We start from the raw sequence: 23,506 nt of genomic DNA on the forward strand, positions 1-23,506 counted from the left end.
CAACAAAGAAACGCCTGCAGGAGGTCACACACGCGTCAGCCCGGGCATACTGAGCCGAAAACCGCAAAATCGCAGCGTGGTTACCTGCCGGATTTCATAAAGGCAGAGTGTTAGCCATCGAAGGAAAAGAGCCGGCGCTGCTCGTCGATGGCGAAGGCGTCGGTCATGCCGGCGATGTAGTCGCAGATCACCCGCGCCCGCGCCGCCTCGGTATCCTTGGCACACACCCGCTGGAACCACTCCGTCGGCAGGGTATCGGGTTCGGTCATGAACAGCTCGAACATCTCTTTGAGTGTCCGCTTGGCGTGGCTGCGCGTGCGATTGAGCTTGTAATGCTTGTACATGCGCTCGAACAGGAAACCACGCAGGCGCGAAAGATCATCATAAACCGGCTTCGAGAAGGCCACCATCTGCCGGCGCGCCATGCGGACATCCTCGCCCGTTTCCACACCATCTTCTTTCAGGCGGCGCGCGGTCTCGGCCAGCACATCGGCCATCATCAGGCCGATCATCCGCCGCACACCTTCCAGGCGCAGGAGACGGCTGTCGATCGACGGCCAGTCTTTTTGTACCGAAGCCAGGGCCGGGCCGATCAGCGGCACGGTCATCAGGTCTTCGATGGTGAAAAGCTCGGCGCGCAGACCGTCATCTACATCGTGGTTGTTATAGGCGATATCATCGGCCAGGGCGGCACACTGGGCCTCCATCGAGGCGAAGGTATCGGTGCGCAGATCCCATTGATTATTAAAATCAACGATGGATTTCCACGACGGCTCCTGCATGTGATGGCTGACGGGACCATTGTGCTTGATGATGCCTTCCAGCGTCTCCCAGGTCAGGTTCAGGCCGTCGAACGCCGGATAGCGCACCTCAAGCCGGGTGATGACGCGGAAGGTCTGGACATTGTGATCGAAGCCGCCCCAGGGCTTCATGCATTCGTGCAACTGGTCCTCGCCGGCGTGGCCGAACGGCGGGTGCCCCAGGTCGTGCGACAGGGCAATGGTTTCGGCCAGGTCCTCGTTCAAACCCAGCGAATGCGCCAGCGACCGGGCGATCTGCGCCACCTCCAGGCTGTGGGTCAGGCGCGTACGGAAATAGTCGCCTTCATTGGCGACGAACACTTGGGTCTTGCCCTTCAGGCGGCGGAAGGCGGTCGAATGAATGATGCGGTCACGGTCGCGCGCGAAGGCGGTTCGCGTCGGGCTTTCCGCCTCGGGATAGAGGCGGCCGAGGCTCTTTTCGACTTTGGACGCAAAGGGGGCCAGGGGCTTCATGATCTCTCCGCAAGCAATTTCACGCTGTCGCTATACTGATTTCCCTAAAAAATCTTTGGGAAATATGACCGCGGGGGCTGATTTTGCCGGCAAATGGGCCCATATTGCCGCCATGAGCCATAATATCACCCTCACTGCCTCCGCCGCGAAACATCTGAATGCCCTGAGCCGGGATGCCGGGCACCCCGTCATGCTGCGCGTCCTTGTCGAGGGTGGCGGCTGTTCGGGCTTCCAGTATGTACTCGATCTGACCGACACAGCCAGTCCGGACGAGAGCCGGATTGAATTTAATGGCGCCACGGCCCTGGTGGATGAAATATCCGCCCCCTGATGGCGGGATCAATGATTGATTATGTTGAGGAACTGGTCGGCTCGCAGTTCAAGATTCTGAACCCGCTGGCCGTGGCTTCCTGCGGCTGCGGCACCAGTTTTTCGCTGTGAAAATTCCGCTTCTGTGATTATCCTGCCGGTCGCTCAACCATTGAGGACAGGTCATGCCGCTCCACGCCATCGTCGCCCGCCCCTTCATGCCGGCAAAGGATTTTGCCTTAAGCAAGGCGTTTTACGAGGCGTTGGGTTTTAAAAAACTGCTCGACAGCGAGGTGGCGATATTCGCCTGTGAGGGCGCCGGCGGTTTTATCCTGCAAAATGCCTGGGTCGAGCAATGGGCGCACAATTTCATGATGCAGTTGATGGTCGAGGATCTCGACGCCTGGTGGTCGCATATAAACGGCCTCGATCTTCCCGGTCGCTTCGGCGTCCAGCCGCTCAAGGCACCGAAAATGCAGCCCTGGGGTCTGCGGGTGGCTTTCGTTTATGATCCTGCCGGTGTCCTGTGGCACGTCTGCGAGGCGCGGCCGGATGCGCCGCAGGACTTCACCTGATTGGGGTTGCCCGAATCCGCTCATCGAACTACACCTGAGCGCATGAAAATAGCCACCTGGAACGTCAACTCCGTCAATGCCCGCCTGCCGCTCTTGCTGGAATGGTTCCACGAGGCGCAGCCCGATGTCTGCGGTCTGCAGGAAATCAAGTGCATCGACGAGAAGTTTCCCATCGAAGCATTTGAATCGCTTGGCTATAATTGCGCCATCCATGGCCAGAAAACCTACAACGGCGTGGCCATCCTGTCGAAATTTCCGATGAGCGACATCCGGCGCGGGCTGCCGAAAGCGGACAACGATCAGGATGATCATTCGCGCTATATCGAAGCCGTGATCGAAGCGCCGGAGCCAGTGCGTTTCGGCTGCCTCTACCTGCCCAACGGCAACCCGGTCCATACCGATAAATATGCCTACAAGCTGCGCTGGCTGGAACGCCTGCACACCCATGCCGAAGTACTGCTGAAACTTGAAGAAATGACCATTTTAGCCGGTGATTTCAATATCATACCGACAAAAGCCGACCTGTGGAAGGAAGGCCCATGGCTGGATGACGCCCTCTATCAGCCAACCGTGCGCCGCGCTTACCAGGGCCTGAAAAACCTCGGCTATACCGACGCCTTCGAGGCCCATTCCACTTTTTCAGGTTCCCCTGAAGACAACCGCTACACCTTCTGGGATTACCAGGCCGGCGCCTGGCCGAAAAACGAAGGCATCCGCATCGATCATCACCTGCTCTCCCCGCAGGCAGCCGATCGCCTGGCCGATGTGATCATCCACAAGGATACACGCGGCCGCACGCATGACGAGGCCAAGCCTTCGGACCACGTACCCGTTGTCGTTGAACTGACAACAAAATCTTAACCCGCCCGCGTCACAATAAGGGTTTGTTATCCATATAGTCTGGCGCGATCCTAGATGGCCCATGCCGCTCGCATTCTGTTGTATTTTCTGTTTGCCGGCATCGGACTGACCCTGATCGCGTCGGGCCTGATGTGGTGGTTCGAGTCGTCACGCCGCCTCGCCCGCGCCCTCAATACATCCCTTGGAAAGACCGCCGACGCCGTGGTCTACGATCTCGGCGGCCAGAAGGCGGCGGGGCTGGACTTCACTGCTGGTGATCTCGCCATCATGTGGAAGACCGGCGCGCAGGGGCTGGTCTTCGCTTTCGATGAAATCGAAGGCGCCGAACTGATCGTCGATGAACGCGTGGTTGCCCGCGCGCAGAAGGGCGAAAGCCGCAAGGTATTGAACGAAACCCACGCCCAGGCGTCGAAAGTGACCCTGCGCCTGATGTTCAACGATGTGGAGACTCCGGAATTCGAGGTTAACCTGTTCGGTGATGTCAGTCATAACCCGGTCCACGCCCAGACCGCCGCCGAGGCCGTGCGGATCGGCCGCAAATGGCTGTCTCATATCGATGCCGTCATCAAGCGTATGCCGGTCGATGACCGCTCGCCCTATCCCGAAGACGCGGAAAAAGCCGTCGAGCCCGTGCGAAAGCCCGCCCCGCAGGTAAACGCCAGGTCATCCTTCAGTGACCTGCCCCCCTGGGAACAGACGGAAGCGGATATGGGGGAAGACGATGACACAAACGACACTTATCGTGATGAAAAGCGGTAGCCCCTGCGGTTAAAGACTTAACGCGCCACGAAATTCGTGGTTAACTTCCTGTAGATAAATCAATAGCCGCTACAGGTAACCTCGCCTTGCCGACCTATTTGCCCACGATTATCATTCTGTCAGCAGCGGTACTGGCCATTCTGGTCGTGCTGTACCGCGTCTATGACTCGCGCGTTGAACAGCCCAAAAAGCTGGAAGATGAACTGCGCGACGGGCTGGAAACCTTCAAGGCCGATGTCATGGTGCTGGAACCGGTCCGCAAGGCGGCGGCCGCCAGTTCCTTTGCCGGCGACCGCCTGATCATTGTCGAGGATTTCGGCAAGAAGCCACACCGCCCTTACAAGATGTCGCAACTCATGGGCATGGAGGTCATTGTCGACGACAAGGTGATCGGCCGGGTGATGCGCAGCGGCCCGCACATGATGCTGGACGACATCGCCCCCACCGTTCATCGCGTCACCATGCGGCTGGTGCTCGATGACCCCGCCTTTCCCAGTTTCGAACTGGTTGTCTGGGATCCGAACGACACCCTGACAGCCCGCGCCGAAGGGCCGCGCGCCGCCATCAACAATGTCCGCAAGTGGTTCTATCATGTCGAGGCGGTCCTGCGCCGCACGATCAGTGCCCCTCAGCCGGTCATCGGCGCACCGGCGGCCGCGGCGCCTGTGCGCATACCCGACTTCGTGCCGGCGCCTTCCCTTACCCCGCCGCCAGCACCGCCCCCCATGGCCACGGCGGCAAGCCCGGCCCTGCCTCCGGCCTCCGCCCCGCCGGCCAGACCGGAAGGCGATGTGCTGAACGCGCCGCTCATTCCGTATATCTAAGCCGTAAACTCATAAATATCACCGCCTTGCGCGCTTGTGCATGGCCAAGCCCGTATCGCCATGTTAGGCGTTGAGACTATCGAGACCGGTCGGAGACTTTAGACCTCATGTGGACCCTGGCACTGGCGTGCGCCTTCTTCCTCTGCATCCATCTGATGATCAGCGGCACGACGATGAAAGACCAGATCATCGCCAAAATCGGCGGGGTCGCCTACTATATCCTTTTCTCCCTGCTATCGATCGGCGGCCTGGCCTGGATGATCATCGCCTTCGGCATCGCGTTGAGCGACCCGATGAATGTGGTGCTGTGGAAATCGGAAACCTTCCTGCGCGTCATCGGCCTGTTTGGGAATTTCCTGGCCTTCCTGCTCGTGGTGGTTGGCATCGTCACGCCTTCGCCCACCAACCTCATGGCCCTGCGCCAACTGCCGGATAAGACGGTCTACGGCATTGTGCGGATTTCGCGGCACCCGATCCTGGCCGGCATCGGCATCTGGGCGCTCACCCACATTATCTGCAATGGCAACCTGGCGGCGTGGATTTTCTTCGGCTCGATGCTGGCCTTGTGTGCGCTGGGGGCCAATAATATCGACCGTAAACGCATGGCATTGATGGGCGATGTTTATGCTTCCATCAAGCGGCGGACCTCGATCATCCCCTTCGTCGCCATCATCGAAGGCCGTACCGCCTTTGCACCGGAAGAGCTCGGCGTGGCGCGGATGCTGCTGGCGGTTTCCATGTTTTCGGCTGTGACGGTACTGCACGAACTGCTTTTTCACCGCCAAGGCGATCTGATCTTTATAATTATTGCGGCAGCGCACCCAATCCGGGTTAATTTGCCATTGATCTTATCACAATTGTTTGAACAAATAGGCGTATAGCGATCTGAATAAATCAGATGGGTGGGTTCGCGTCGGTTATGAAGCTCTCGGCTTTTACCTTGTTGCTGTTTTTCATCGCCGTGGCGCTGGTCATGGCCAGCCTGATCGGGCATTTCCGCCCCGTACCCCATATAAGCGAATATGCCTACTGGCTGATGACCGCCGCCTTCGGCGTGCTCACCTTCGGCATCATATTCAAGGGCCGAACTCAGTAAATAGTGTATTCGCTGGGCTCCGGGGCCACTTCCTCATCGATAGACAGCGCCAGCACCAGGGCCTTCAGCGCTTCCCTGCCCGTGCATAGCGGCACCGCGCGCACGCCCCGTACCGTATCCAGAAAACGGAAGACGCTGGTGCCAAGCGGATCCCTGGCGATATCTGCCTCGGCGAAATCGGCATTCAGACGAAATGGCGTATTGTTCTCGAACTTGCGGTTCAGGAGGTCGATATTGACCTCACCGCTGGGATAGACGATCCGCATGGTGCGCTCGCGCGCTTCCGCCATGCGCGAAGCCCGGAAATGCGCCATCATGCCGTTCTCGAACTCCACCTCGGCCGTAACTTCATCGGCTCCAACCGCCTTATAACCTTCATCCGTGCGATAGCGGGCGGTGGCCTGCATCCCGCCCGGTCCGGCGCCCGCCAGGCTCTGGGCCAGGTCAAGATCGTGGATCATCAGATCGAGCACGACGGACACATCGAGATTGCGTGTCGAGGCCGTGCCGTTGCGCACGGCTTCCAGGCGCAAGGGCCTTTCCGGCACATCATAAAGGCCCATGGCCTCGAAAACTGCGCGCTCCTGGTGACCACATGCCAGGACCAGTCCTTTTTCCGCCGCCAGATCGACCATGGCGTGACCATCAGCAATGGTAATAGCCAGCGGTTTTTCGCTGTAGACATGCACCCCGCCTTCGAGGGCCTTGAGCGCGACCGCGGCATGGGCGAAGGCCGGTGTAGCAATGGTCACGGCATCGATCCGGGACAGGAAGCCGGCCAGTTCATCGCCGCCGAACGCCTGGACGCCATGCTGGGCCGCCAGGGCCTCGGCCCGCGCGTTGTCGAGATCATAAATCCCGACAAATTCGACAGACTGAGCCTGCTTGTATTTATTGGCATGATAGCCGCCAAAAACACCGGCGCCCGCGACGCCCACTCGCAAAACTTCAGCCATGACAATCTCTTCTGTCGTTAATGGGTATCTGCTTAAACCGCTTCGCGGCAAAAATGGAATACAATTTACGCTACATAAATTGTGCAAAGCCACATAAACCGCTTTTTCGCCATGCTTATCGGGTCTAAACAGGGCGAACTTTTACCGCTCGCACTTGCCTGATGTCGGTGAACGACCTCTGGATGGACTGGGAGATTTTGCCTGTGACACGTTTGTTTGGCGCCTATGTAATTGTTGACTACAGCGCCGCCGAAGGCAAGAAGACCGGCGAATCCTCGGTGTGGATCGGCGTGATGAAGCGCGATATCCGCTTCCGTCTTTCTTATGAAGCCCACAATCCGGCCACCCGTGCTGAAGCCGTCGCCCTCCTGAAGACGATCCTGGCCGACCTGCACAAGCGCGGCGATCGCGTCTTCCTGGGCCTTGACTTCGCGCTCGGTTTCCCGCGCGGCACGGCGTTACGCCTTCAGGTCAAGGGCGCGAACTGGGCCGGCATGTGGGAGTTCCTGGCCAGGAACATTGTCGACAAGCCCGACAACAAGAACAACCGCTTCCAAGTGGCCGCCAAGATGAACCGCCTGATGACCGATGAGGCATATCCTTTCTGGGGCTGCCCCAAGAGCGACGCGCAAAAGTGGCTCTCCACGCTGAAACCGGAAAGCCTTGGCGATTTTCCCGAATTCCGCCTGACCGAGGAAACCGCTCGCAAGGCGCACAAGAAAGCCCAGGCCGCCAAGAGCCTGTGGCAGATGCATGGCGCCGGCGTCGTGGCCGGCCAGACCATGCTCGGCATTCCGGCCTTCAAGGCGCTGGCGGAAGGTTTGGGCGACAGCGCGAAAATCTGGCCGTTCCAGACCGGTTTCGGTACGCTCGATGAGGCCGCGCTGGATGGCATCTCCACTCTGATCGCCGAGGTCTTCCCGGCCGTTTTTGACGGCGAGGCCGAGCCCGGCGAGGTCAAGGACGCCACCGGCGTGCGCGTGGCGGCGCAGGCCCTGGCCGAGGCCGACGACAAGGGGCAACTGGGCGCCCTGTTCGCCGCGCCGAAGGGGTTGAGCGAGACCGAACTCAATATTGCTTCAACCGAAGAAGGCTGGATCCTGGGTGCTTAAGCCCCTCGTCATCTATCTTCTCGCCGCCATCGCCGAAATCGCCGGCTGCTACAGCTTGTGGTCGGTGCTCAAGCTGGGCAAATCGCCGCTGTGGCTGATCCCCGGTGCGCTGTCATTATGCGCTTTCGCCTGGCTACTGACGCTCATCGATACGCCCGCCGCCGGACGCGCCTATGCGGCCTATGGCGCCATCTATATCAGCGCCTCGATCAGCTGGCTGTGGTGGGTGGAGAAACAGCGCCCGGATCTTTGGGACATGGCCGGCCTTATGCTTTGCCTGGCCGGTTCGGCGGTCATATTGTTCGCCCCACGCCCTACATAAAAGGAAACCAAATGACCGCCTATGTCATCATGATCCGCGACCGCATCACTGATCCGGCTGAAATGGCGATCTACGTCGAACTGGCCCGCAAGGCGCGCGGCGACAATCCGCCCCGGCAACTGGCCTTTTACGGCGCCGATGAAGCCCTGGAAGGGCCGAAAGCCGACGGCATCGTCATTCTCGAATTCGACGACATGGACCACGCCCGCGCCTGGCATGGATCCCCCGCCTATCAGGAAGCAATGAAGCACCGGCAGCTTGGGGCGGATTATCGCGTGCTGCTGGTTGATGGCGTCAAGCCGGCATAACCCTGGCCGCCCGCCGGTCAAGCCACAGGAAACGCGCCGTCTGGAAGGTGCCGGAAATCAGCGACGCGGCCACCACGGCCCAGACCAGGCCAGCCACGCCCCAGCCAAAGACAATGCTGAATACAAATCCCAGCGGCAGCATGATCGCACCGTAGGACACATAGTGGATGACGGTCGGCGCCAGAATGTCCTTCCGGGCGCGCAGGGCCTGGGCCGCCACCACCTGCAGGCCATCGGGGATAAAGAAGAAGCACGACAGCAGCAGGCCCATCTTCACATTGGGCAGCAGATGCGGGTCATGGCTGTAGAAGCGCGATATCGTGCCGGCAAATAACGCGGTAAATATCACCACGGCGGTCATAAAGGCGCCTGCTGAGATAAAGCTGACCCGTCCCATCCGCGCCAGAGCGGCACTATCGCCCGCGCCGAACGCCTTGCCGACCAGCACCGAACAGCCCGCCGACAGCCCCATCGGCACCATGAAGACGACGCTGGCATAGTTCAGCACGATGGTCCAGCTCGCCACCTCGATCTCGCCGATATGGCCGGCAAACATCGTCATGCCGGCAAAGGCACCGACCTCAATGAAATAGGCCGCGCCGGTGGCGTAACCGACATGGCGCTGCTCGATCGCCCCATGATGATCCTTTTCCTGACGCCCCAGCAAATCGAACGGCTTTGTTTCCTTCAGGCGCAGAATATGGATCAGCAGTCCCGCGGATTGCAGGCCGCGCGCGATCAGCGTGGCGGTCGCCGCCCCTATGGCGCCCTCGAAATGAATGCCGAACAGGGTGACATGTCCCGGCACCAGCAGAAGCAGCAAGGCGACATTGAGCGCATTGGCGATCAGGGTGGCGATCAGGGTATCGCGCGTCCGACCCAGCGCTTCCAGGAACAGCGAGCCGACTTGTCCTGGCAGGAATACCGGGATCGAACACGCGAACAGGATCAGCGGCAGGTGCGCCCCCGCCACCATATCGGGCTTCACTACAAGACCCAGGAAATGCGTGCCGCCCAGCAGCAGGATCGCCATGAAACCGATACCGAGCATCAGGGCATAGCCTATGCCGCGCTGGAAGACCGCCCCGACGCGGTGCAGGTCGCCCGATCCCAGAAAATGCGAGGTCTTGACCTGGACGCCCATCAGCAGGCCCATCGAGGTCAGGGCCGGCACCCAATGCAGCGCCTGCGCCAGGGTCAGATACCCCAGTTGGGCGGAACTGTGCTGGCCGACGATGATGGTATCCATCAGCGCCATCAGCATGACACCGACGCGCGAGGCGATCACCGGCCATGACAGTCGAAAAAGGGCGGCAAACGCCGCCCTCGTTTGAGGCTCAATCCGGGTGATCAGGGTTTTCATGCCCGGCTCTGTAGCCGATTTTGTGATCACGGTCCACGGACAGCCGATAAAAAACCCGGACCGGGGTCCGGGTTTGATCTCCTGGCTACGCAGCGGGTTAAGCCGCTTTGCTGGCCGCCGATTTCAGGCTGTGCAGACGCTCGGCCACCAGGAAGCTGAGTTCCAGCGCCTGGTCGGCATTGAGACGCGGATCGCAGTGCGTATGGTAACGATCCTGCAAATCTTCTTCCGAAAGCGCAAAAGCGCCGCCGGTGCACTCCGTCACATTCTGGCCGGTCATTTCGAGGTGCATACCGCCTGGGTGGACGCCTTCCGACGCTGCGATATCGACGAAGGAACGTACTTCCGACAGGATACGATCGAACGGGCGCGTCTTGTAGCCATTATTGGCCTTGACGACATTGCCGTGCATCGGATCGATCGACCAGATAACGGGCGAGCCATGTGTCTTGGTAGCCGCCATCAGACGCGGCAGGCGCTCGCCCACCTTATCGGAGCCGAAACGGCCGATCACGGTCAGGCGGCCAGGAATGCCTTCCGGATTGAGCGTATCGATCAGGCGCAGCAGGTCGTCCGGCTCGATGGTCGGACCGGCCTTGACGCCAATCGGATTCTTGATGCCCTTCATATAGTTGACGTGGGCGCCATCGAGCTGGCGGGTGCGCTCGCCGATCCAAAGCATGTGGGCAGAGGTATCGTACCAGTCGCCCGAGGTCGAATCGACGCGGGTCATGGCCTGCTCGTAGTTGAGCAGCAGGGCTTCGTGTGAGGTGAAGAAATCGACCTGACGGATTTCCGGTTGGCGGTCAGGCGTGATGCCGATGGCCGACATGAAGCTCAGGGTCTCGGAAATCTTGTCAGCCAGGGCGCGGTAACGCTCGCCTTGCGGCGAACCGGAAACGAAGCCCAGCGTCCACTTGTGGATGTTGTACAGATCGGCATAGCCGCCCTGCGCAAAGGCGCGCAGCAGGTTCAGCGTGGCCGAGGACTGGTGATAGGCCTTGATCAGGCGCGACGGATCGGGAATGCGCGCTTCGGGCGTGAATTCCATGCCGTTGATATTATCGCCGCGATAGGATGGCAGGGTGATGCCATCAATCGTCTCGATCGCAGACGAGCGCGGCTTGCCGAACTGGCCGGCGATGCGCCCCACCTTTACCACCGGCTTGCCGCCGGCAAAGGTCAGGATGACCGCCATCTGCAGGATCAGACGGAAGGTGTCGCGGATATTGTCAGCGGAAAATTCCTTGAAGGATTCCGCGCAATCCCCCCTTGCAGCAGAAAGCCATTGCCTTCGGCCACCTTGCCGAGCGCCGAGGTCAGGCGACGGGCTTCACCGGCAAAAACCAGCGGCGGCAGGTGCGACAGTTCGCTTTCAACAGCTTTGAGGGCCTGGGTATCCGGGTAATCATCCGGAATATGCAGGGCTGGCAGGGAGCGCCAGTCTTGGGGGGACCATGTCTTTTTCATTGTTCTATTTAAACTCTAAGCCGGTCAAACTCAACACTGAAACCGGACGAGATACATATAGGCGGGAAATTTGTTCTGTAAAGTCCGGCACTTGTAGTTAAATTCGTAACTTTATGCTTTCGCGCGCCGCCTTAACCGCCAGAATTGCCGCCATAACGGCGAAAGCGCCCAGGCAATAGAACCAGGCGCGCCACAGGCCGTAGCTGATGGTGCCAATGACCAGAAAGCAGGTTGCCTGCGCCATCAGGTAGGGCTGGAAGCGCTGAGACAGAGTCCCTTCAGCGGAGGCAAAGGCTGTATCATCATCAAGGGCGCGCAGACCATCGGACGGCTTTTCCACCTCGACGCGGTCGCCCTTGATGTTCATGTTCCAGAAAAGCCAGAACCAGAAGATGGCCAACAGCAGAAGTCCCGGAATCCCCAGTTCCAGCCAGGCTTGCAAGGCCATGTCATGCGGGTGATTGGGGATCATCGGGTCGAAGCGGCGCGAGGTCTCGTAGCCCCACCCCCATATCGGCTTTTCCAGCGCGCGGGATACGGCAAAGGTCCAGATATCGATGCGCGCCGCCCACGATGGCAGCAGGTCGGTCTTGATCTTCTGCGCGAGACCACTCTGCATCAGTCCGTAGATGATGGCCGGGAACAGCAGCATGGGGATCAGGCTCAAGACGGCCATCACCCGCTCCGGCGCCAGGGCTTTCAGCGCCCGCGGCCAGTATTTCACCGCAAAGAAGACAACCGTAGAAGCCACCAGAGCCAGTAGTTGCGCATTCGTGTCACTGGCAAAGCCCGCGGCGATCAGCGCCACGGCCGTCAGGGCGACCGTCACGGGCTTGCCGCGCGCCATCTGGACCATGACCAGCGGCCAGAACATCATCAGCAATGCGCAATTGGTATTGGCGAAGCCGACGATCAGCATGTTGTCGCGGCTTTTCGACACATTGGCGCTCAACATCTGGCGCAGGCCAAAATGGCTTACCGCCTCCATGAACTGCACCACGGCCAGCGCGCTCAGAACATAGGCGAACCACTTGAAAAGTGCGTAGGCACGGGCATCACTCACAGACCGGGCGCCAAAAATGCTTGCCCAGGCAATTAGCCACAGCACCATGGGCACGGTGATGGTGACATCACCGGTAATGACCAGTTGCGAGCCCTTATACGCCTGGGCCAGGGGCACACCCCGGATGACCGCCTCGGCGAAATCCGAACGCAGCAGGCCAAGTACAAGCAGAAGCGCCGTCAGGGCGATGAAGGGCGCAAACGCCTTCCAAGAACCGTGCGACCGGAGCAGATGCCCCAGGCTGAAAAGGCCGATCAGCAGCAAAAGCGCCGGCAGGCCGGTGGTCGAGACGTAGGCCCACAGGCCGAAGACCGTCAGTCCGCCGTAAAGCACCCAAGACGCATAGCCATCCTTGACCCGTCGCCAGAGACTTTTGTTTCGATCGGCGCTCAGCAGGCCCAGCTTGTCCTGCGTCATGCCCTTTTATCTTTCAATGTCACCAGTTCCTCGGCGGCAGTGGGGTGTACGGCGCAGGTGGCGTCCCATTGCGCCTTGGTCAGCTTGGCCTTCACAGCAATGCCGGCCAACTGGATGATTTCACCCGCCTCACCGCCGACTATATGTACACCCAGGACGATATCGCTTTTCTGCTCGACGATCAGCTTCATGAAGACCCGGCTTTCGCCCTGCACAAAGGCTGTTTTCATCGGCCGGAAGCGCGTCTGGTAGATATCGTATTTTAGCTCCTGCTCGATCGCCTCCGCTTCGGTCAGGCCCACCGTGCCAATCTGCGGCTGGGAGAACACCGCCGTCGGGATATTTTCGTAATCGAAAGCGGTAGGATGATCCTTGAACGCCGTTTCGACAAAGGCGATGGCCTCGCGGATCGCCACTGGAGTCAGGTTGGCGCGGTTGGTGACATCGCCGATGGCATAGATATGCTTGTGGCTGGTGCGTGAATATTTATCGACCGGCACAGCGCCATGCACATCAGGCGTGATACCGATGGCGTCGAGGTTCAGGCCCTCGGTTTTCGGCTTGCGGCCTGAGGCATAAAGCACCTGGTCGGCCAGCATGGTTGTGCCGTCGTTCAGGCTGATCTCCATGCCGGCCTCGGTTTTTTTCAGAGCCACCGGATCAAGCTGGGTGCGGATCTTGATCCCGCGCAGGGCCATTTCACTGGCCAGGTGGTCGCGCACATCGTCATCGAAGCCGCGCAGGATCTTCTGGCCGCGATACAACAAGGTCACATCGACGCCCAGGCCGTGCATGATGCCGGCGAATTCGACCGCGATATAGCCGCCGCCGACAATGGCCAGCGACTTCGGCAATTCCGGCAGGTTGAACATGTCGTTCGAGGTCAGGCCATGTTCGGCTACGCCTGGGCAATGCTGCGGCAGGAACGGCCAGCCACCAACGGCGATCAGGATATTCTTTGCCGAAATAACACGTTCCCCGCCCTGTTTTGTGGTCAGGATGAGGTGGTGTTCATCTTTGAAAGCCGCATGGGCGGCAATAACCTCGACACCGGCCTTGACCAGGTTGGCAGTGTAGATCTGCGACAGGCGGGTGAGTTCGGCGTTATTGGTGTCCTTGAACTTTTGCCAGTCGAAGACGCCGATCGAGGCGTCGTTCCAGCCGAATCCCTTGGCATAGTGGACCTGCTCGGAAAATTCCGAGGCATAGACCATGAACTTCTTCGGGACGCAGCCGCGCAGCACGCAGGTGCCACCAGGGCGGTCCTCCTCGGCCACGGCCACCTTGAGGCCCAGTTGCGCCGCCAGACGCGCCGCACGCACCCCGCCGGAGCCGGCGCCGATAACAAACAGATCGTAGTCGTACTTCGTCATATCGATACTTTCGCGCGGATGATCCGCTTTAATCAAGGATGCAGGACCGTGACGCCTTCTTCGCCGCCGATCAGGGCGACATCCGCCAGATCGAGGAACAGGCCGTGATCCACCACACCGGTCAGCGACTTGAGCTCATGCGCCAGCCCCGCCGGTTCGTGGATCGCCCCGCAAGCCACGTCGAAGATAAGGTTGCCACCATCGGTAATCCAGTGGCTCTCGCCCTTCATACGCACCTTCGGCATCATATTGATGTCGAAGTCGACCAGTACGTCGGAAATCCGGTTGACCGTGCCCTTCCAGGCGAACGGTTCGACCTCGATCGGCAGGGGAAACTTGCCCAGCAGCGGCACATTCTTGGCGGCGTCGGCGATGACGATACAAGACTTCGCCTGCTCCCAGATCAGCTTTTCACGCAGCAGGGCCGCGCCGCCGCCCTTGATCAGGGCCGGGCCGGGCCCGACTTCATCCGCGCCATCAACACACAGGTCCAACACCCCGACATCATTGATATCTTTAATCGTCAGACCCAGGCTTTCGGCCAGTTGAGTCGTCTGGATAGAGGTCGAGACCAGGGTCAGCTTCATGCCGGCCTTGACCTTTTCGGCCAGGGCCTTGACGAACCAGGCGGCCGTCGAACCGGTGCCGAGGCCGACCTTCATGCCGTCCTTCACATACTGCGCGGCGGCATCACCCACCTGCTTCTTCTGTTCGTCTGCTGTCACTTCTTGGCTGCCTTTTCTGCTGCTTTTCTTTCACGGAAGGCCGTCGCCCAGCCCGCCTTTTCAATCTGTTGCGCGCGCTCGAAAGCCAAAGCCCCAGGCGCGACATCGGCGGTGATCACCGAACCTGAACCCGTCATGGCGCCATCGCCCACCGTCACCGGCGCCACCAGCGAGGTATTGGAACCGATAAAGGCGCGCTCACCGATCGTGATCTTGTATTTGAAATAGCCATCATAATTGCAGAAGATGGTGCCGGCGCCGATATTCGAGCCCGGCCCTACGCTGCCATCGCCCAGATAGCTCAGATGATTGGCCTTGGCGCCCTCACCGATGGTCACATTCTTCACCTCGACGAAATTGCCGATATGCACATCCTTGCCGATGTCCGCGCCCGGCCGCAGGCGCGCATAGGGCCCGATCAGTGCGCCCTCACCGACCTTCGTGCCTTCGAGATGCGAGAAAGCGCGGATCACCGCGCCGGTCGCCACGGTTACGCCCTCGGCAAAGACGACATTCGGCTCGATGGTGACGCCCGGCGCAATCTCGGTGTCATACGAGAAGAAGACCGTCTCCGGCGCCGGCATATGTACGCCATTATCCATGAAAGCCCTGCGTACGCCGTCCTGCCAGACCTTTTCAATCACCGCCAGTTCGGCCTGGCTGTTGGCGCCCAGCACTTCGTTTTCCTCAGCAAAGGTGACGCGCGGCTGCAATCCCCGCGCCCGCGCCAGGCCAACGATATCGGTCAGGTAATATTCGCCCTTCGAGTTTTCGTTCTTTACCTCGGCCAGCAGCGAGAACAGCAACTCACGGTCACAGGCGATGACGCCCGAATTGCAGGCCCTGATCTTCAGTTGTTCGGGCGTGCATTCGCGCATCTCGACAATGGCGTTTAATTTATCCCCATCCAGCACCAGACGGCCATAGGCGGCGGGATCAACCGCTTCAAAGCCCAGCACTGCCACGTCGGCCTCAAGCGTGAACACCGGTTCGAGCACCCTGGCGGCCATCAGCGGCGAGTCCGCATAGGTGACGATCACCTTGCCATCGAACCCGGCCAGAGCCTCTCGCGCCACATTAACGGCGTGAGCCGTGCCCTGTGGCGGGTCTTGGATCACGATATTGTCCGCGCCCACACGCTTGGTCGCCGTTTCGCGTACCGCCGGGCTGTGATTGCCTACCACCACGATCACTTTTTCGCACCCGACCTCATAGGCCGCATCGATGGCGCGATCGAGCATGGTGCGCCCGCCGATTTTATGCAGCACCTTGGGCAGCGGACTTTTCATTCGCGTCCCCTGCCCCGCCGCCAGAATGACCGCCGCGCGCCTTTTAACACTCATTTGACGACTCTTTTCGTTTGCCACTCAGGCCGATTTAGCCCAAAGCGAACCCGAACGAAACGACAAAACGGCTTTGGATAAAATGAATCTCGACGGTTACATTCTGGCTTTCGATCTCGACGGCACGCTGGTGGACAGCGCCCCGGATATCATCAATGCCCTGAACGTCGTTTTGCAGGAACAGGGTGTGAAACCCTACCTTCTCGATGAGGCACGCCCGCTGATCGGCCGCGGGGCTATGGAGCTTCTGCGCCGTGGCTTCGCCTTGGCCGGCGCTCCCTGGCCGCTGAGCAGGAAAAACCATTGCTTAACCGTCTGCTGGATCACTACGAGCAGCATATCAATGACCACAGCGTCGTTTACGACGGCCTGAATGAGGCGCTGGATATGCTGGAAGCCGCCGGCGCGCGCTTTGCCGTTTGCACCAACAAGCCCAACTATCTGGCGGTCAAACTGATCGAAACAATCGGCCTGTCGCACCGCTTCGGCTCGATCAAGGGTGCCGATGTCGTGCCCAACAAGAAGCCCGCCGCCGGTCACCTGCGCGCCTGCATCGACGACATGCGCGGCGACATGGCGCGCGCCATCATGATCGGCGACTCGGAAACCGACTTCCTGACGGCGAAAGCCGCGGATGTGCCCAGCATCCTGTTCACCCACGGCTACAGCGAACGCCCCCTCACCGAACTGAACGCCGATGCCCTGCTCGATCATTACCGTGAGCTGCCGGCGGCGGTGCAGGCTTGCCTCAAATCACGGGCATAAAATAGAAAAGGCACTTGCGCCGGGCGTTGACGCAGGCTAAGACGCCGCTCCCTGCATTGGTTCGGACGCGTAGCTCAGCGGGAGAGCATTCGCTTCACACGCGAAGGGTCACAGGTTCAATCCCTGTCGCGTCCACCATTTCCACTTTTTCCAGATTGAAACCGTCTAATGGGTCAGACTGCGCCAGGCCGTATGCGTCTTCATCGGCTGAGACCTGTAATCCGCGTGGCTGCGCATCATCAGACCGACCTCCAGCACCAGCAGGACCAGACACACCATGATAAAGCCGCTCAGGGCGGCGATGGCGGGGGATACTTCCGGCAGGTCTTCGGCGATGGCGGCGCGCATGGGGATACTCCTGTGACTGACCACCACATATCACAGCGGCATTGCCGCCTTTTTAAGACAGACGGTTAACAGGCGGGTAAGCCACAAACCAGATCAAGCCCCGGATTAAGGCAAAGGCCGTGGCGTAACGCCTTCATTGGTCATCACCACCGGCCGGATATGGCCATCGGGCTCGAAAATCATCCGCTCTATGGCCAGTTCGCGGTGATTGCCATCGGTCTCACCGAGAGGCCGGCGGTGATAAACGATGTACCAGTCATCCGTGCCGGGAATATTGACCACCGAATGATGCCCGGCGCCACGCGCGATCCGCATATCCTGCTGGAGGATCTTGCCATGGCTCTTGAAGGGGCCAAACGGCGTCGGCCCCATGGCATAGGCCACGCTGTAATCAGGACCGGTCCATTCCCCCTCGGACCACATCAGGTAGTAAACGCCCTTGCGCTTTATCATGAAAGATCCTTCGACATATTGCGGATCGGGCGTGATTTCCTTGTAGGTTTCGCCATCGGGAAATGGCACCACGCTTTTCAGATCCGGCGCCAGCTTGACCACATTGCAGTGCTTCCAGCCGCCGTAATACATGTAATACTGACCGTCATCGTCACGGAAAACCATCTGGTCGATCGGCTGGGCGCCATTATGGATATTGCCGATCAGCGGATGGCCCAGCGCATCCCTGAATGGGCCTTCCGGATGATCCGACACCGCGACACCTATGCCGCCCAATTCACCGGCATGGACATCATTGGCGCCGAAGAAGAAATAATATTGGCCGTCCTTCTCGATGGCCGAGGGCGCCCACAAGGCGTAGGCCGCCCAAGGGACATTCTTCACATCCAGCACATGCGGATGTTTCTGCCAATGGACCAGATCATCCGAGGAAAACGCGTCCATGAAGGTCTGCTTCAGGAAAGGCGACCATATCTTCGGATTGGCACGTAGTTTTTTCTGCGCATCGCTCAGCTCGGCGGATGCGGTCGGCGTGGCCTCGGCCGAAAAGGTCGGGTAAATCCAGTATTGGTGCGCAAAGATGCGGATTTCCGGATCGGCATACCAACCCGGCACGATCGGATTGGCGGCCAGCGCCGGAAAGGCCACCAAACCTAAAAATGCCAGCGCCATTGCGGCCGTTTTTTGCATCCCTGTTCTCCCTGTACCGTAGACCATAGGCAGGCTCTCCCCTGTTGACAAGCCACCGATAATGCAGGGCTTTATCCTCATTGATCCCTTATCCACCTAGCCGCATCCTTGTTTCACCTGCTCGCACAAGGTTCGGATGATGTCTGACAGACAATTAACGGAAGATAGTATCGCTCATGACATCCGATCGCCGATGAGCGCCGCGCTCGGCCTGTGCGATCTGCTGGCCCAAAGCGAGCCCCTGACCGACAGACAAAGGGCATTTATTCGCACGCTCAAGGCGTCAGTCGACACGCTGAGGAACCAGGTGGAGCATTTGCTGGAAACGCACGGTTATGCTTCGCCCCCCGCCTCTGCCGACCTTGATCTGCCGCATTCCCCGCCGCCCGACGACACCAGGCCAAAAGTCCTGCTGGTTGATGACTATGCCCCCAATGCCTTGGTGGTCGCCACCTATCTCGAAAAGTTTGGCTATGACTACGATGTCGCCGACAATGGGGTCGAAGCCGTCACCCTGGCCCGACGCAACCGCTATATCGCCTGCCTCATGGACGTGCAGATGCACGACATGGACGGGATCGAAGCCACCATGGCGATCCGCGATTTCGAGCGTCAGGAACGGCGCCCGCATCTGCCGATCATCGGTGTCACAGCCCACGCGCTTTCCGGCGACCGCGAGCGGTGCCTCGATGCCGGCATGGACGAATATGTCGCCAAGCCGTTCAACCCCACGGAATTAGAAAGCCGGCTGGCCGCCATCTCATCCGCTTAAACGTCCTGCTGGTCCTCGCGCAGGATACCTTCCAGTTCCTCGCGTGACAGCCGGGCGAAATTGATCATGTCCGGCTCGCTCTCGAAGAAGGCAAAAGAGCGCCTCAGCGTTTCGATGTCGTGATTGCGGAATTTCTTCGCCCGCCGCTCGATATCCGCCTTGGGGTATCCCAGCGCGATCATGGCGTCGCGCGCCATGGTCAGGGACGAATCCAGCAGTTCGCGGTGATAATAGTCGGCGCCGGCACGATCGAGATCGAAGGCGTGGCGGCGATTGCGGGCACGAGCGAAGATCTTGAGCTGCGGGAAATTCTCCTTGGCGAGCTTGACGATTTCCACCGCGCTGTCGGCATCGTCGACCGCCACCACCAGCATCCGCGCCTCCTCGGCACCGGCCGACCGCAGCAGGTCCAGCCGCGTGGCATCGCCAAAATAGGCTTTCGAGCCGAACTTGCGCAGTAACTCCACCTGTTCCGGGCTCTTTTCCAGAACCGTAATCTCTACCCCCTGGCTGACCATGAAACGGCCGACGATCTGACCGAAGCGACCAAAACCGGCGATGATCACACCATTATGCTCGTCGATCTCGTCATAATGGGCCGGCAAGGTGCTCATGAACATCGGCTGGATATATCGGCCATAGATGGCGACCAGGATCGGCGTCAGGGCGATCGACAGCGCCACGAGCAGGACCAGGAATTTCTGGATTTCAGGATCGATCAGTTTCAACCCGCCGATCATCTGCAGCAGGACGAAGGCGAATTCGCCGCCCTGGCAAAGACCGAAGGCCAGCCCCAGGGCCGGGGCCGTATCGAGCCTGAACAGACGGCCAAGCCCGAACAGCAGAAGGCCCTTCACCACCATGACACAGACCACCGCGGCGATCAGCCCGACCGGATGCGCCATCAGGACGGTGAAATCCATGCCCATGCCGACCGAGATAAAGAACAGGCCGAGCAGCAGGCCCTTGAACGGCTCGATATCGGTCTCGATGGTGCGGCGGTATTCCGAATTGGCCAGAACCACCCCGGCGATAAAGGCGCCCAGCGCCGGGGAAACGCCCACCAGTTCCATCAGGATGGTGACGCCGATGACCAGGGCCAGCGACGCGGCCGTGAAGACCTCGCGCAGGTTGGCGCGGGCAATGGCGCCGAAGATATAGCGCGACAGGTACTTTCCGCTGAAGATCACGCCCGCAATCACCGTCACCACCGCCACCGGCTGCAGCCAGGCCGGCCAGTGGGCGATCAGGCTGGTTGAATGCTCGCCGGCCGCCGGCAGAACGCTGAGATGCAGGCTGGATGCCAGTAGCGGGATGATGATCAGGATCGGGATGACGGCGATATCCTGGAACAGCAGGATAGCGAAGGAAGTTTCCCCGACGACTGTATGAGTCAGGTTCTTTTCACGCAGCATCTGCATGACAAGGGCGGTGGAGGACAAGGCCAACGCCATGCCGACCGCCAGAGACGCCTGCCACGAATGGCCAAGCAGCACGCCGGTCACCATCAGGGCCAGGGCGGTCAGGGCCACCTGCAGGCCGCCCAGGCCGACAATCTGCTTGCGCAGGCGCCACAGAATGGCCGGTTCCAGTTCCATGCCGATCAGGAACATCATCATGATGACGCCGAATTCGGCGAAGTGCATGACCTTTTCCGCCTCGCCGATCAGGCCAAGCACGAACGGGCCGATAATGATACCGGCGATCAGATAACCGAGCACCGATCCGAGCCGGAAACGCTGTGCCAGCGGCACGACCACGCAGCCCGCCAGCAGGAAGACGAACACGTTGAGTAAAAGATGTATGTCCATGCCGCGCCCGCAGAATCTGCCCTAAATCCGTGAAAGCGCAGTATCTAGGTATGGCGGCCGGAATGACAAGCTTTTCCTGCCCTTTGTCATTCGTCTTTGCGCCCATATCCGGCTCTTGCGGATATCCCGGAAACATCGGAGAGTGACCGGACCATAAAAATAAAATTTGAGAGGATACCATGACCAATATCAACAGGCGTCAACTGGGATATGGGCTTGCTACGGGCTTGGCGGGCGCGAGCCTGATCGGCTCCGCGAAGGCCGCCCCCGTAGATCTGAGCTTTCCCAAGGATTTCCGCTGGGGTGTCGCCACCGCCGCCTACCAGATCGAAGGCGCCGTGAAGGAAGACGGGCGCGGCCAGACAAACTGGGACGTTTTCAGCCATACACCGGGCAAGGTCGCCAATGGTGACAATGGAGACATGGCCTGTGACAGCTATCATCGCTATGCCGATGATGTTCAGTTGATGAAGAACCTCGGCGTCGGCACCTATCGCATGTCACTGGCCTGGTCACGCATCTTCCCGGAAGGCCGCGGCACACCCAATCAGAAGGGAATCGACTACTATAACCGGGTCGTCGACACGCTGCTGGCGGCCGGGATCGAGCCCTATGTCACCCTGTTCCACTGGGACCTGCCTCAAGCCCTGCCCGGCGGCTGGCAGAATCGGGATACCGCCCTGGCCTTCGCCGACTATGCAGGCTTCATGGCAGGCAAGCTGTCGGACCGCGTGCATAATTTCATGACCGTCAATGAACTGCGCTGTTTCACCGATCTCGGTCATCAGGTCGGCATCCATGCACCGGGGCTGAAGCTGGATGCGGCGGAGGTCAATCAGGTCCGCCACCATGGCGTTCTGGCGCATGGTCTGGGCGTACAAGCCATACGCTCCCAGGCCAAGCCGGGCACTCAGGTCGGACTGGCAGACAATACGGTCTTTTACTGCCCGGTAATGGAAACGCCCGAACATATCGCCGCTGCCAAAAAGGCGACGCGCGAGAAGAACGCCATGTTCCTGACCGCCATCATGGAAGGGCGCTATATCGACGAATACCTGACGGAACAGGGCGCCGCCGCACCGAAGGTGCAGGCCGGCGACATGGCCGCGATTTCCAGCCCGCTCGATTTCGTGGCGCTCAACATCTATACGCCCGAATGGGTGCGCGCCGATGATGGCCCCAGCGGTTATGTCACCATTCCGCATATTGCTTCGTCGCCGCGCATGGCCTCGCCGTGGCTGGTGGTCGGTCCGGAAGTCGCCTATTGGGGACCGCGGATGGTCAGTGAACTGTGGAGCCCGAAGACGCTCTATATCTCTGAAAACGGCGCCTCAGCCGACGATCCCGTTATCAATGGCCATATCGACGACGTCGATCGGGTCATGTACCTGCGCAACTATTTCGGCCAATTCCGCCGCCTCGTCGCGGAAGATTATCCGCTCAAGGGTTACTTCCTGTGGAGCCTGATGGACAATTTCGAATGGGCGGATGGCTATTCCAAGCGGTTCGGCATCCACTATGTCGATTTCGCCACCCAGAAACGCACGCCAAAATTGAGCGCGCTCTGGTACAGGGAGGTCATCCGCCAAGGTCGGATCGTCTGATCTGAGAGCGCAGGGACCGGGGTAACTCTCCGGTCCCGACCACGCGCGACCTTGACAGCCAGCACCGGCATAGGTTCAACTGAAACCATGCCGTCAGCCGATAATATTCCGTCTACAGACCATCCCGTCTTCGATTTTACCGAAGGCACATTGCCGCTCGTCATTGCCGCGCCCCATGTCGGCACCTATATTCCACCGGACATCGCCGCGAAGCTGAACGAGACCGGCCGGGCCGTGCGCGAGACCGATTTCCACGTTCACCGCCTGTTCGATTTCGCCAGAGACCTGGGTGCCACCACGCTTTTCGCCACCCATTCTCGCTATGTCGTTGATCTCAACCGCGATCCGGCCGGCGCCAATCTCTATCCCGGCCAGTTCGAAACCGGCCTCTGCCCGGTCAGCGATTTCGACCAGAACCCGATCTATCCCGAAGGGCATAATCCTTGCGCCGCAGAAATCGACTTTCGCCGCGAGACCTACTGGCAGCCCTATCATGACCAGCTTAGAGCCACGCTCGACGCTGCCGTGGCGCGCCATGGCAAGGCACTTCTCATCGATGCCCACTCGATCCGCGGCATGATCCCCAGCCTGTTTGAAGGCCGCCTGTCCGATCTCAATTTCGGCACTAATTCCGGTGCTACCCTGCGGGGAAATACACTTAAAGCTTTGCAGGATTGGCGAGCAAAAACAAATAGCTACAGCCATGTGCTCGATGAGCGCTTCAAGGGCGGCTACACCACGCGTCACTACGGGGCCTTATCTGAAGAGATTCAGGCCCTCCAGATTGAAATTGTTCAGGACACTTACCTAGACTCGAACACGCCGCACCTGTATGACGCTGGCATCGCCGCCCCCTTAAGTAACACCCTGCGCCCGCTCGTCGAGGCGCTTGTGGCGGCCCTTTAAATTGCAG

The 23,506-nt window shown here is 59.8% G+C and carries 24 protein-coding genes, 1 tRNA gene and 2 pseudogenes; 16 read left to right on the top strand and 11 right to left on the bottom strand.

Going from position 1 to position 23,506, the window contains the following annotated elements:
* Positions 1-110: 110 nt before the first annotated feature.
* The gene (locus NVV72_19115) at positions 111-1,274 is read right to left on the bottom strand and encodes a deoxyguanosinetriphosphate triphosphohydrolase (GenBank protein ID MCR6661320.1); all 1,164 of its coding nucleotides are present in this window, start codon (positions 1,272-1,274) and stop codon (positions 111-113) included.
* Positions 1,275-1,386: 112 nt separating this feature from the next.
* Here NVV72_19115 and NVV72_19120 point away from each other — a divergent pair.
* From NVV72_19120 to NVV72_19150, 7 genes and pseudogenes are all read left to right on the top strand, one after another.
* A pseudogene (locus NVV72_19120) lies at positions 1,387-1,715 on the top strand (iron-sulfur cluster assembly accessory protein).
* Between the two features lie 53 nt (positions 1,716-1,768).
* Positions 1,769-2,158 (top strand): hypothetical protein, encoded by a 390-nt coding sequence (locus NVV72_19125; GenBank protein MCR6661321.1) that lies wholly within the window; start codon positions 1,769-1,771, stop codon positions 2,156-2,158.
* 42 nt (positions 2,159-2,200) lie between these two features.
* Positions 2,201-3,019 carry an exodeoxyribonuclease III gene (xth, locus tag NVV72_19130; GenBank protein ID MCR6661322.1) on the top strand — a complete coding sequence of 273 codons (819 nt, stop codon included), beginning with the start codon at positions 2,201-2,203 and terminating at the stop codon, positions 3,017-3,019.
* 54 nt (positions 3,020-3,073) lie between these two features.
* Complete coding sequence (locus tag NVV72_19135; protein MCR6661323.1) at positions 3,074-3,778, top strand: hypothetical protein; 705 nt, start codon at positions 3,074-3,076, stop codon at positions 3,776-3,778.
* Positions 3,779-3,864: 86 nt separating this feature from the next.
* Positions 3,865-4,602 (top strand): hypothetical protein, encoded by a 738-nt coding sequence (locus NVV72_19140; protein MCR6661324.1) that lies wholly within the window; start codon positions 3,865-3,867, stop codon positions 4,600-4,602.
* 107 nt (positions 4,603-4,709) lie between these two features.
* A complete protein-coding gene (locus tag NVV72_19145; protein ID MCR6661325.1) occupies positions 4,710-5,483 on the top strand; it encodes an NnrU family protein in 774 nt (257 codons plus the stop codon).
* A 59-nt stretch (positions 5,484-5,542) separates the two neighbouring features.
* Positions 5,543-5,698, top strand: coding sequence for a hypothetical protein (locus NVV72_19150; protein ID MCR6661326.1), 156 nt, complete (start codon positions 5,543-5,545; stop codon positions 5,696-5,698).
* Here NVV72_19150 and NVV72_19155 read toward each other — a convergent pair.
* On the bottom strand, positions 5,692-6,654 hold the full coding sequence (locus tag NVV72_19155; protein MCR6661327.1) for a Gfo/Idh/MocA family oxidoreductase: 963 nt from the start codon (positions 6,652-6,654) through the stop codon (positions 5,692-5,694). The two genes, NVV72_19150 and NVV72_19155, sit on opposite strands and share 7 nt — an antisense overlap.
* Positions 6,655-6,857: 203 nt before the next feature.
* Between NVV72_19155 and NVV72_19160 the strand changes: the two genes are divergently transcribed.
* Genes NVV72_19160 through NVV72_19170 form a run of 3 tightly spaced genes read left to right on the top strand, consistent with a single transcriptional unit; the run spans position 6,858 to position 8,396 of the window.
* Positions 6,858-7,766 (top strand): cobalamin biosynthesis protein CbiG, encoded by a 909-nt coding sequence (locus tag NVV72_19160; protein MCR6661328.1) that lies wholly within the window; start codon positions 6,858-6,860, stop codon positions 7,764-7,766.
* On the top strand, positions 7,759-8,088 hold the full coding sequence (locus NVV72_19165; protein MCR6661329.1) for a YnfA family protein: 330 nt from the start codon (positions 7,759-7,761) through the stop codon (positions 8,086-8,088). The genes NVV72_19160 and NVV72_19165 overlap by 8 nt, the downstream gene beginning before the upstream one ends.
* A gap of 11 nt (positions 8,089-8,099) precedes the next feature.
* Entirely contained in the window at positions 8,100-8,396 is a 297-nt protein-coding gene (locus NVV72_19170; GenBank protein MCR6661330.1) for a DUF1330 domain-containing protein, read from the top strand.
* Here NVV72_19170 and NVV72_19175 read toward each other — a convergent pair.
* From NVV72_19175 to glmU, 6 genes and pseudogenes are all read right to left on the bottom strand, one after another.
* Positions 8,383-9,759, bottom strand: a complete 1,377-nt coding sequence (locus tag NVV72_19175; GenBank protein MCR6661331.1) for an MATE family efflux transporter — start codon at positions 9,757-9,759, stop codon at positions 8,383-8,385. The two genes, NVV72_19170 and NVV72_19175, sit on opposite strands and share 14 nt — an antisense overlap.
* Positions 9,760-9,856: 97 nt before the next feature.
* Positions 9,857-11,229: pseudogene (locus NVV72_19180) on the bottom strand (3-deoxy-7-phosphoheptulonate synthase class II).
* 97 nt (positions 11,230-11,326) lie between these two features.
* The gene (locus NVV72_19185) at positions 11,327-12,709 is read right to left on the bottom strand and encodes an O-antigen ligase family protein (GenBank protein ID MCR6661332.1); all 1,383 of its coding nucleotides are present in this window, start codon (positions 12,707-12,709) and stop codon (positions 11,327-11,329) included.
* The gene (gorA, locus tag NVV72_19190; protein MCR6661333.1) at positions 12,706-14,082 is read right to left on the bottom strand and encodes a glutathione-disulfide reductase; all 1,377 of its coding nucleotides are present in this window, start codon (positions 14,080-14,082) and stop codon (positions 12,706-12,708) included. The genes NVV72_19185 and gorA overlap by 4 nt, the downstream gene beginning before the upstream one ends.
* Positions 14,083-14,114: 32 nt before the next feature.
* Complete coding sequence (rpiA, locus tag NVV72_19195; GenBank protein MCR6661334.1) at positions 14,115-14,807, bottom strand: ribose-5-phosphate isomerase RpiA; 693 nt, start codon at positions 14,805-14,807, stop codon at positions 14,115-14,117.
* The gene (gene glmU, locus NVV72_19200) at positions 14,804-16,150 is read right to left on the bottom strand and encodes a bifunctional UDP-N-acetylglucosamine diphosphorylase/glucosamine-1-phosphate N-acetyltransferase GlmU (GenBank protein MCR6661335.1); all 1,347 of its coding nucleotides are present in this window, start codon (positions 16,148-16,150) and stop codon (positions 14,804-14,806) included. Before glmU ends, rpiA begins: the two co-directional genes overlap by 4 nt.
* 82 nt (positions 16,151-16,232) lie before the next feature.
* On the opposite strand from glmU, the gene NVV72_19205 reads away from it, so the two are divergent.
* From NVV72_19205 to NVV72_19215, 3 genes are all read left to right on the top strand, one after another.
* Entirely contained in the window at positions 16,233-16,523 is a 291-nt protein-coding gene (locus NVV72_19205; GenBank protein ID MCR6661336.1) for an HAD hydrolase-like protein, read from the top strand.
* Entirely contained in the window at positions 16,454-16,915 is a 462-nt protein-coding gene (locus tag NVV72_19210; GenBank protein MCR6661337.1) for an HAD hydrolase-like protein, read from the top strand. The genes NVV72_19205 and NVV72_19210 overlap by 70 nt, the downstream gene beginning before the upstream one ends.
* 63 nt (positions 16,916-16,978) lie before the next feature.
* A tRNA-Val gene (locus tag NVV72_19215) sits at positions 16,979-17,053 on the top strand.
* A gap of 27 nt (positions 17,054-17,080) precedes the next feature.
* Here NVV72_19215 and NVV72_19220 read toward each other — a convergent pair.
* On the bottom strand, positions 17,081-17,263 hold the full coding sequence (locus NVV72_19220) for a hypothetical protein (GenBank protein MCR6661338.1): 183 nt from the start codon (positions 17,261-17,263) through the stop codon (positions 17,081-17,083).
* A gap of 105 nt (positions 17,264-17,368) precedes the next feature.
* The gene (locus NVV72_19225; protein MCR6661339.1) at positions 17,369-18,406 is read right to left on the bottom strand and encodes a glycoside hydrolase family 43 protein; all 1,038 of its coding nucleotides are present in this window, start codon (positions 18,404-18,406) and stop codon (positions 17,369-17,371) included.
* 139 nt (positions 18,407-18,545) lie between these two features.
* Here NVV72_19225 and NVV72_19230 point away from each other — a divergent pair, with 139 nt between their 5' ends.
* On the top strand, positions 18,546-19,178 hold the full coding sequence (locus tag NVV72_19230; protein ID MCR6661340.1) for a response regulator: 633 nt from the start codon (positions 18,546-18,548) through the stop codon (positions 19,176-19,178).
* Here the strand turns inward: NVV72_19230 and NVV72_19235 are convergent.
* Positions 19,175-20,989 (bottom strand): monovalent cation:proton antiporter-2 (CPA2) family protein, encoded by a 1,815-nt coding sequence (locus tag NVV72_19235; GenBank protein ID MCR6661341.1) that lies wholly within the window; start codon positions 20,987-20,989, stop codon positions 19,175-19,177. The genes NVV72_19230 and NVV72_19235 overlap by 4 nt on opposite strands.
* A gap of 179 nt (positions 20,990-21,168) precedes the next feature.
* On the opposite strand from NVV72_19235, the gene NVV72_19240 reads away from it, so the two are divergent.
* Together NVV72_19240 and hutG are read left to right on the top strand one after the other, a co-directional pair.
* Entirely contained in the window at positions 21,169-22,593 is a 1,425-nt protein-coding gene (locus NVV72_19240) for a GH1 family beta-glucosidase (GenBank protein MCR6661342.1), read from the top strand.
* Between the two features lie 51 nt (positions 22,594-22,644).
* Positions 22,645-23,499, top strand: coding sequence for an N-formylglutamate deformylase (gene hutG, locus NVV72_19245; GenBank protein ID MCR6661343.1), 855 nt, complete (start codon positions 22,645-22,647; stop codon positions 23,497-23,499).
* The last annotated feature ends 7 nt before the right edge of the window (positions 23,500-23,506 follow it).

The organism is Asticcacaulis sp., from assembly GCA_024707255.1.
Taxonomy (GTDB): Bacteria; Pseudomonadota; Alphaproteobacteria; order Caulobacterales; family Caulobacteraceae; genus Asticcacaulis.

Coding starts and splice junctions, on each gene's coding strand:
- NVV72_19115 (MCR6661320.1), bottom strand. CDS start 1,274: ATGAAGCCCCTGGCCCCCTTTGCGTCCAAAGTCGAAAAGAGCCTCGGC.
- NVV72_19125 (MCR6661321.1), top strand. CDS start 1,769: ATGCCGCTCCACGCCATCGTCGCCCGCCCCTTCATGCCGGCAAAGGAT.
- xth (MCR6661322.1), top strand. CDS start 2,201: ATGAAAATAGCCACCTGGAACGTCAACTCCGTCAATGCCCGCCTGCCG.
- NVV72_19135 (MCR6661323.1), top strand. CDS start 3,074: ATGGCCCATGCCGCTCGCATTCTGTTGTATTTTCTGTTTGCCGGCATC.
- NVV72_19145 (MCR6661325.1), top strand. CDS start 4,710: ATGTGGACCCTGGCACTGGCGTGCGCCTTCTTCCTCTGCATCCATCTG.
- NVV72_19155 (MCR6661327.1), bottom strand. CDS start 6,654: ATGGCTGAAGTTTTGCGAGTGGGCGTCGCGGGCGCCGGTGTTTTTGGC.
- NVV72_19170 (MCR6661330.1), top strand. CDS start 8,100: ATGACCGCCTATGTCATCATGATCCGCGACCGCATCACTGATCCGGCT.
- NVV72_19175 (MCR6661331.1), bottom strand. CDS start 9,759: ATGAAAACCCTGATCACCCGGATTGAGCCTCAAACGAGGGCGGCGTTT.
- NVV72_19185 (MCR6661332.1), bottom strand. CDS start 12,709: ATGACGCAGGACAAGCTGGGCCTGCTGAGCGCCGATCGAAACAAAAGT.
- gorA (MCR6661333.1), bottom strand. CDS start 14,082: ATGACGAAGTACGACTACGATCTGTTTGTTATCGGCGCCGGCTCCGGC.
- glmU (MCR6661335.1), bottom strand. CDS start 16,150: ATGAGTGTTAAAAGGCGCGCGGCGGTCATTCTGGCGGCGGGGCAGGGG.
- NVV72_19205 (MCR6661336.1), top strand. CDS start 16,233: ATGAATCTCGACGGTTACATTCTGGCTTTCGATCTCGACGGCACGCTG.
- NVV72_19220 (MCR6661338.1), bottom strand. CDS start 17,263: ATGCGCGCCGCCATCGCCGAAGACCTGCCGGAAGTATCCCCCGCCATC.
- NVV72_19225 (MCR6661339.1), bottom strand. CDS start 18,406: ATGCAAAAAACGGCCGCAATGGCGCTGGCATTTTTAGGTTTGGTGGCC.
- NVV72_19230 (MCR6661340.1), top strand. CDS start 18,546: ATGTCTGACAGACAATTAACGGAAGATAGTATCGCTCATGACATCCGA.
- NVV72_19235 (MCR6661341.1), bottom strand. CDS start 20,989: ATGGACATACATCTTTTACTCAACGTGTTCGTCTTCCTGCTGGCGGGC.
- NVV72_19240 (MCR6661342.1), top strand. CDS start 21,169: ATGACCAATATCAACAGGCGTCAACTGGGATATGGGCTTGCTACGGGC.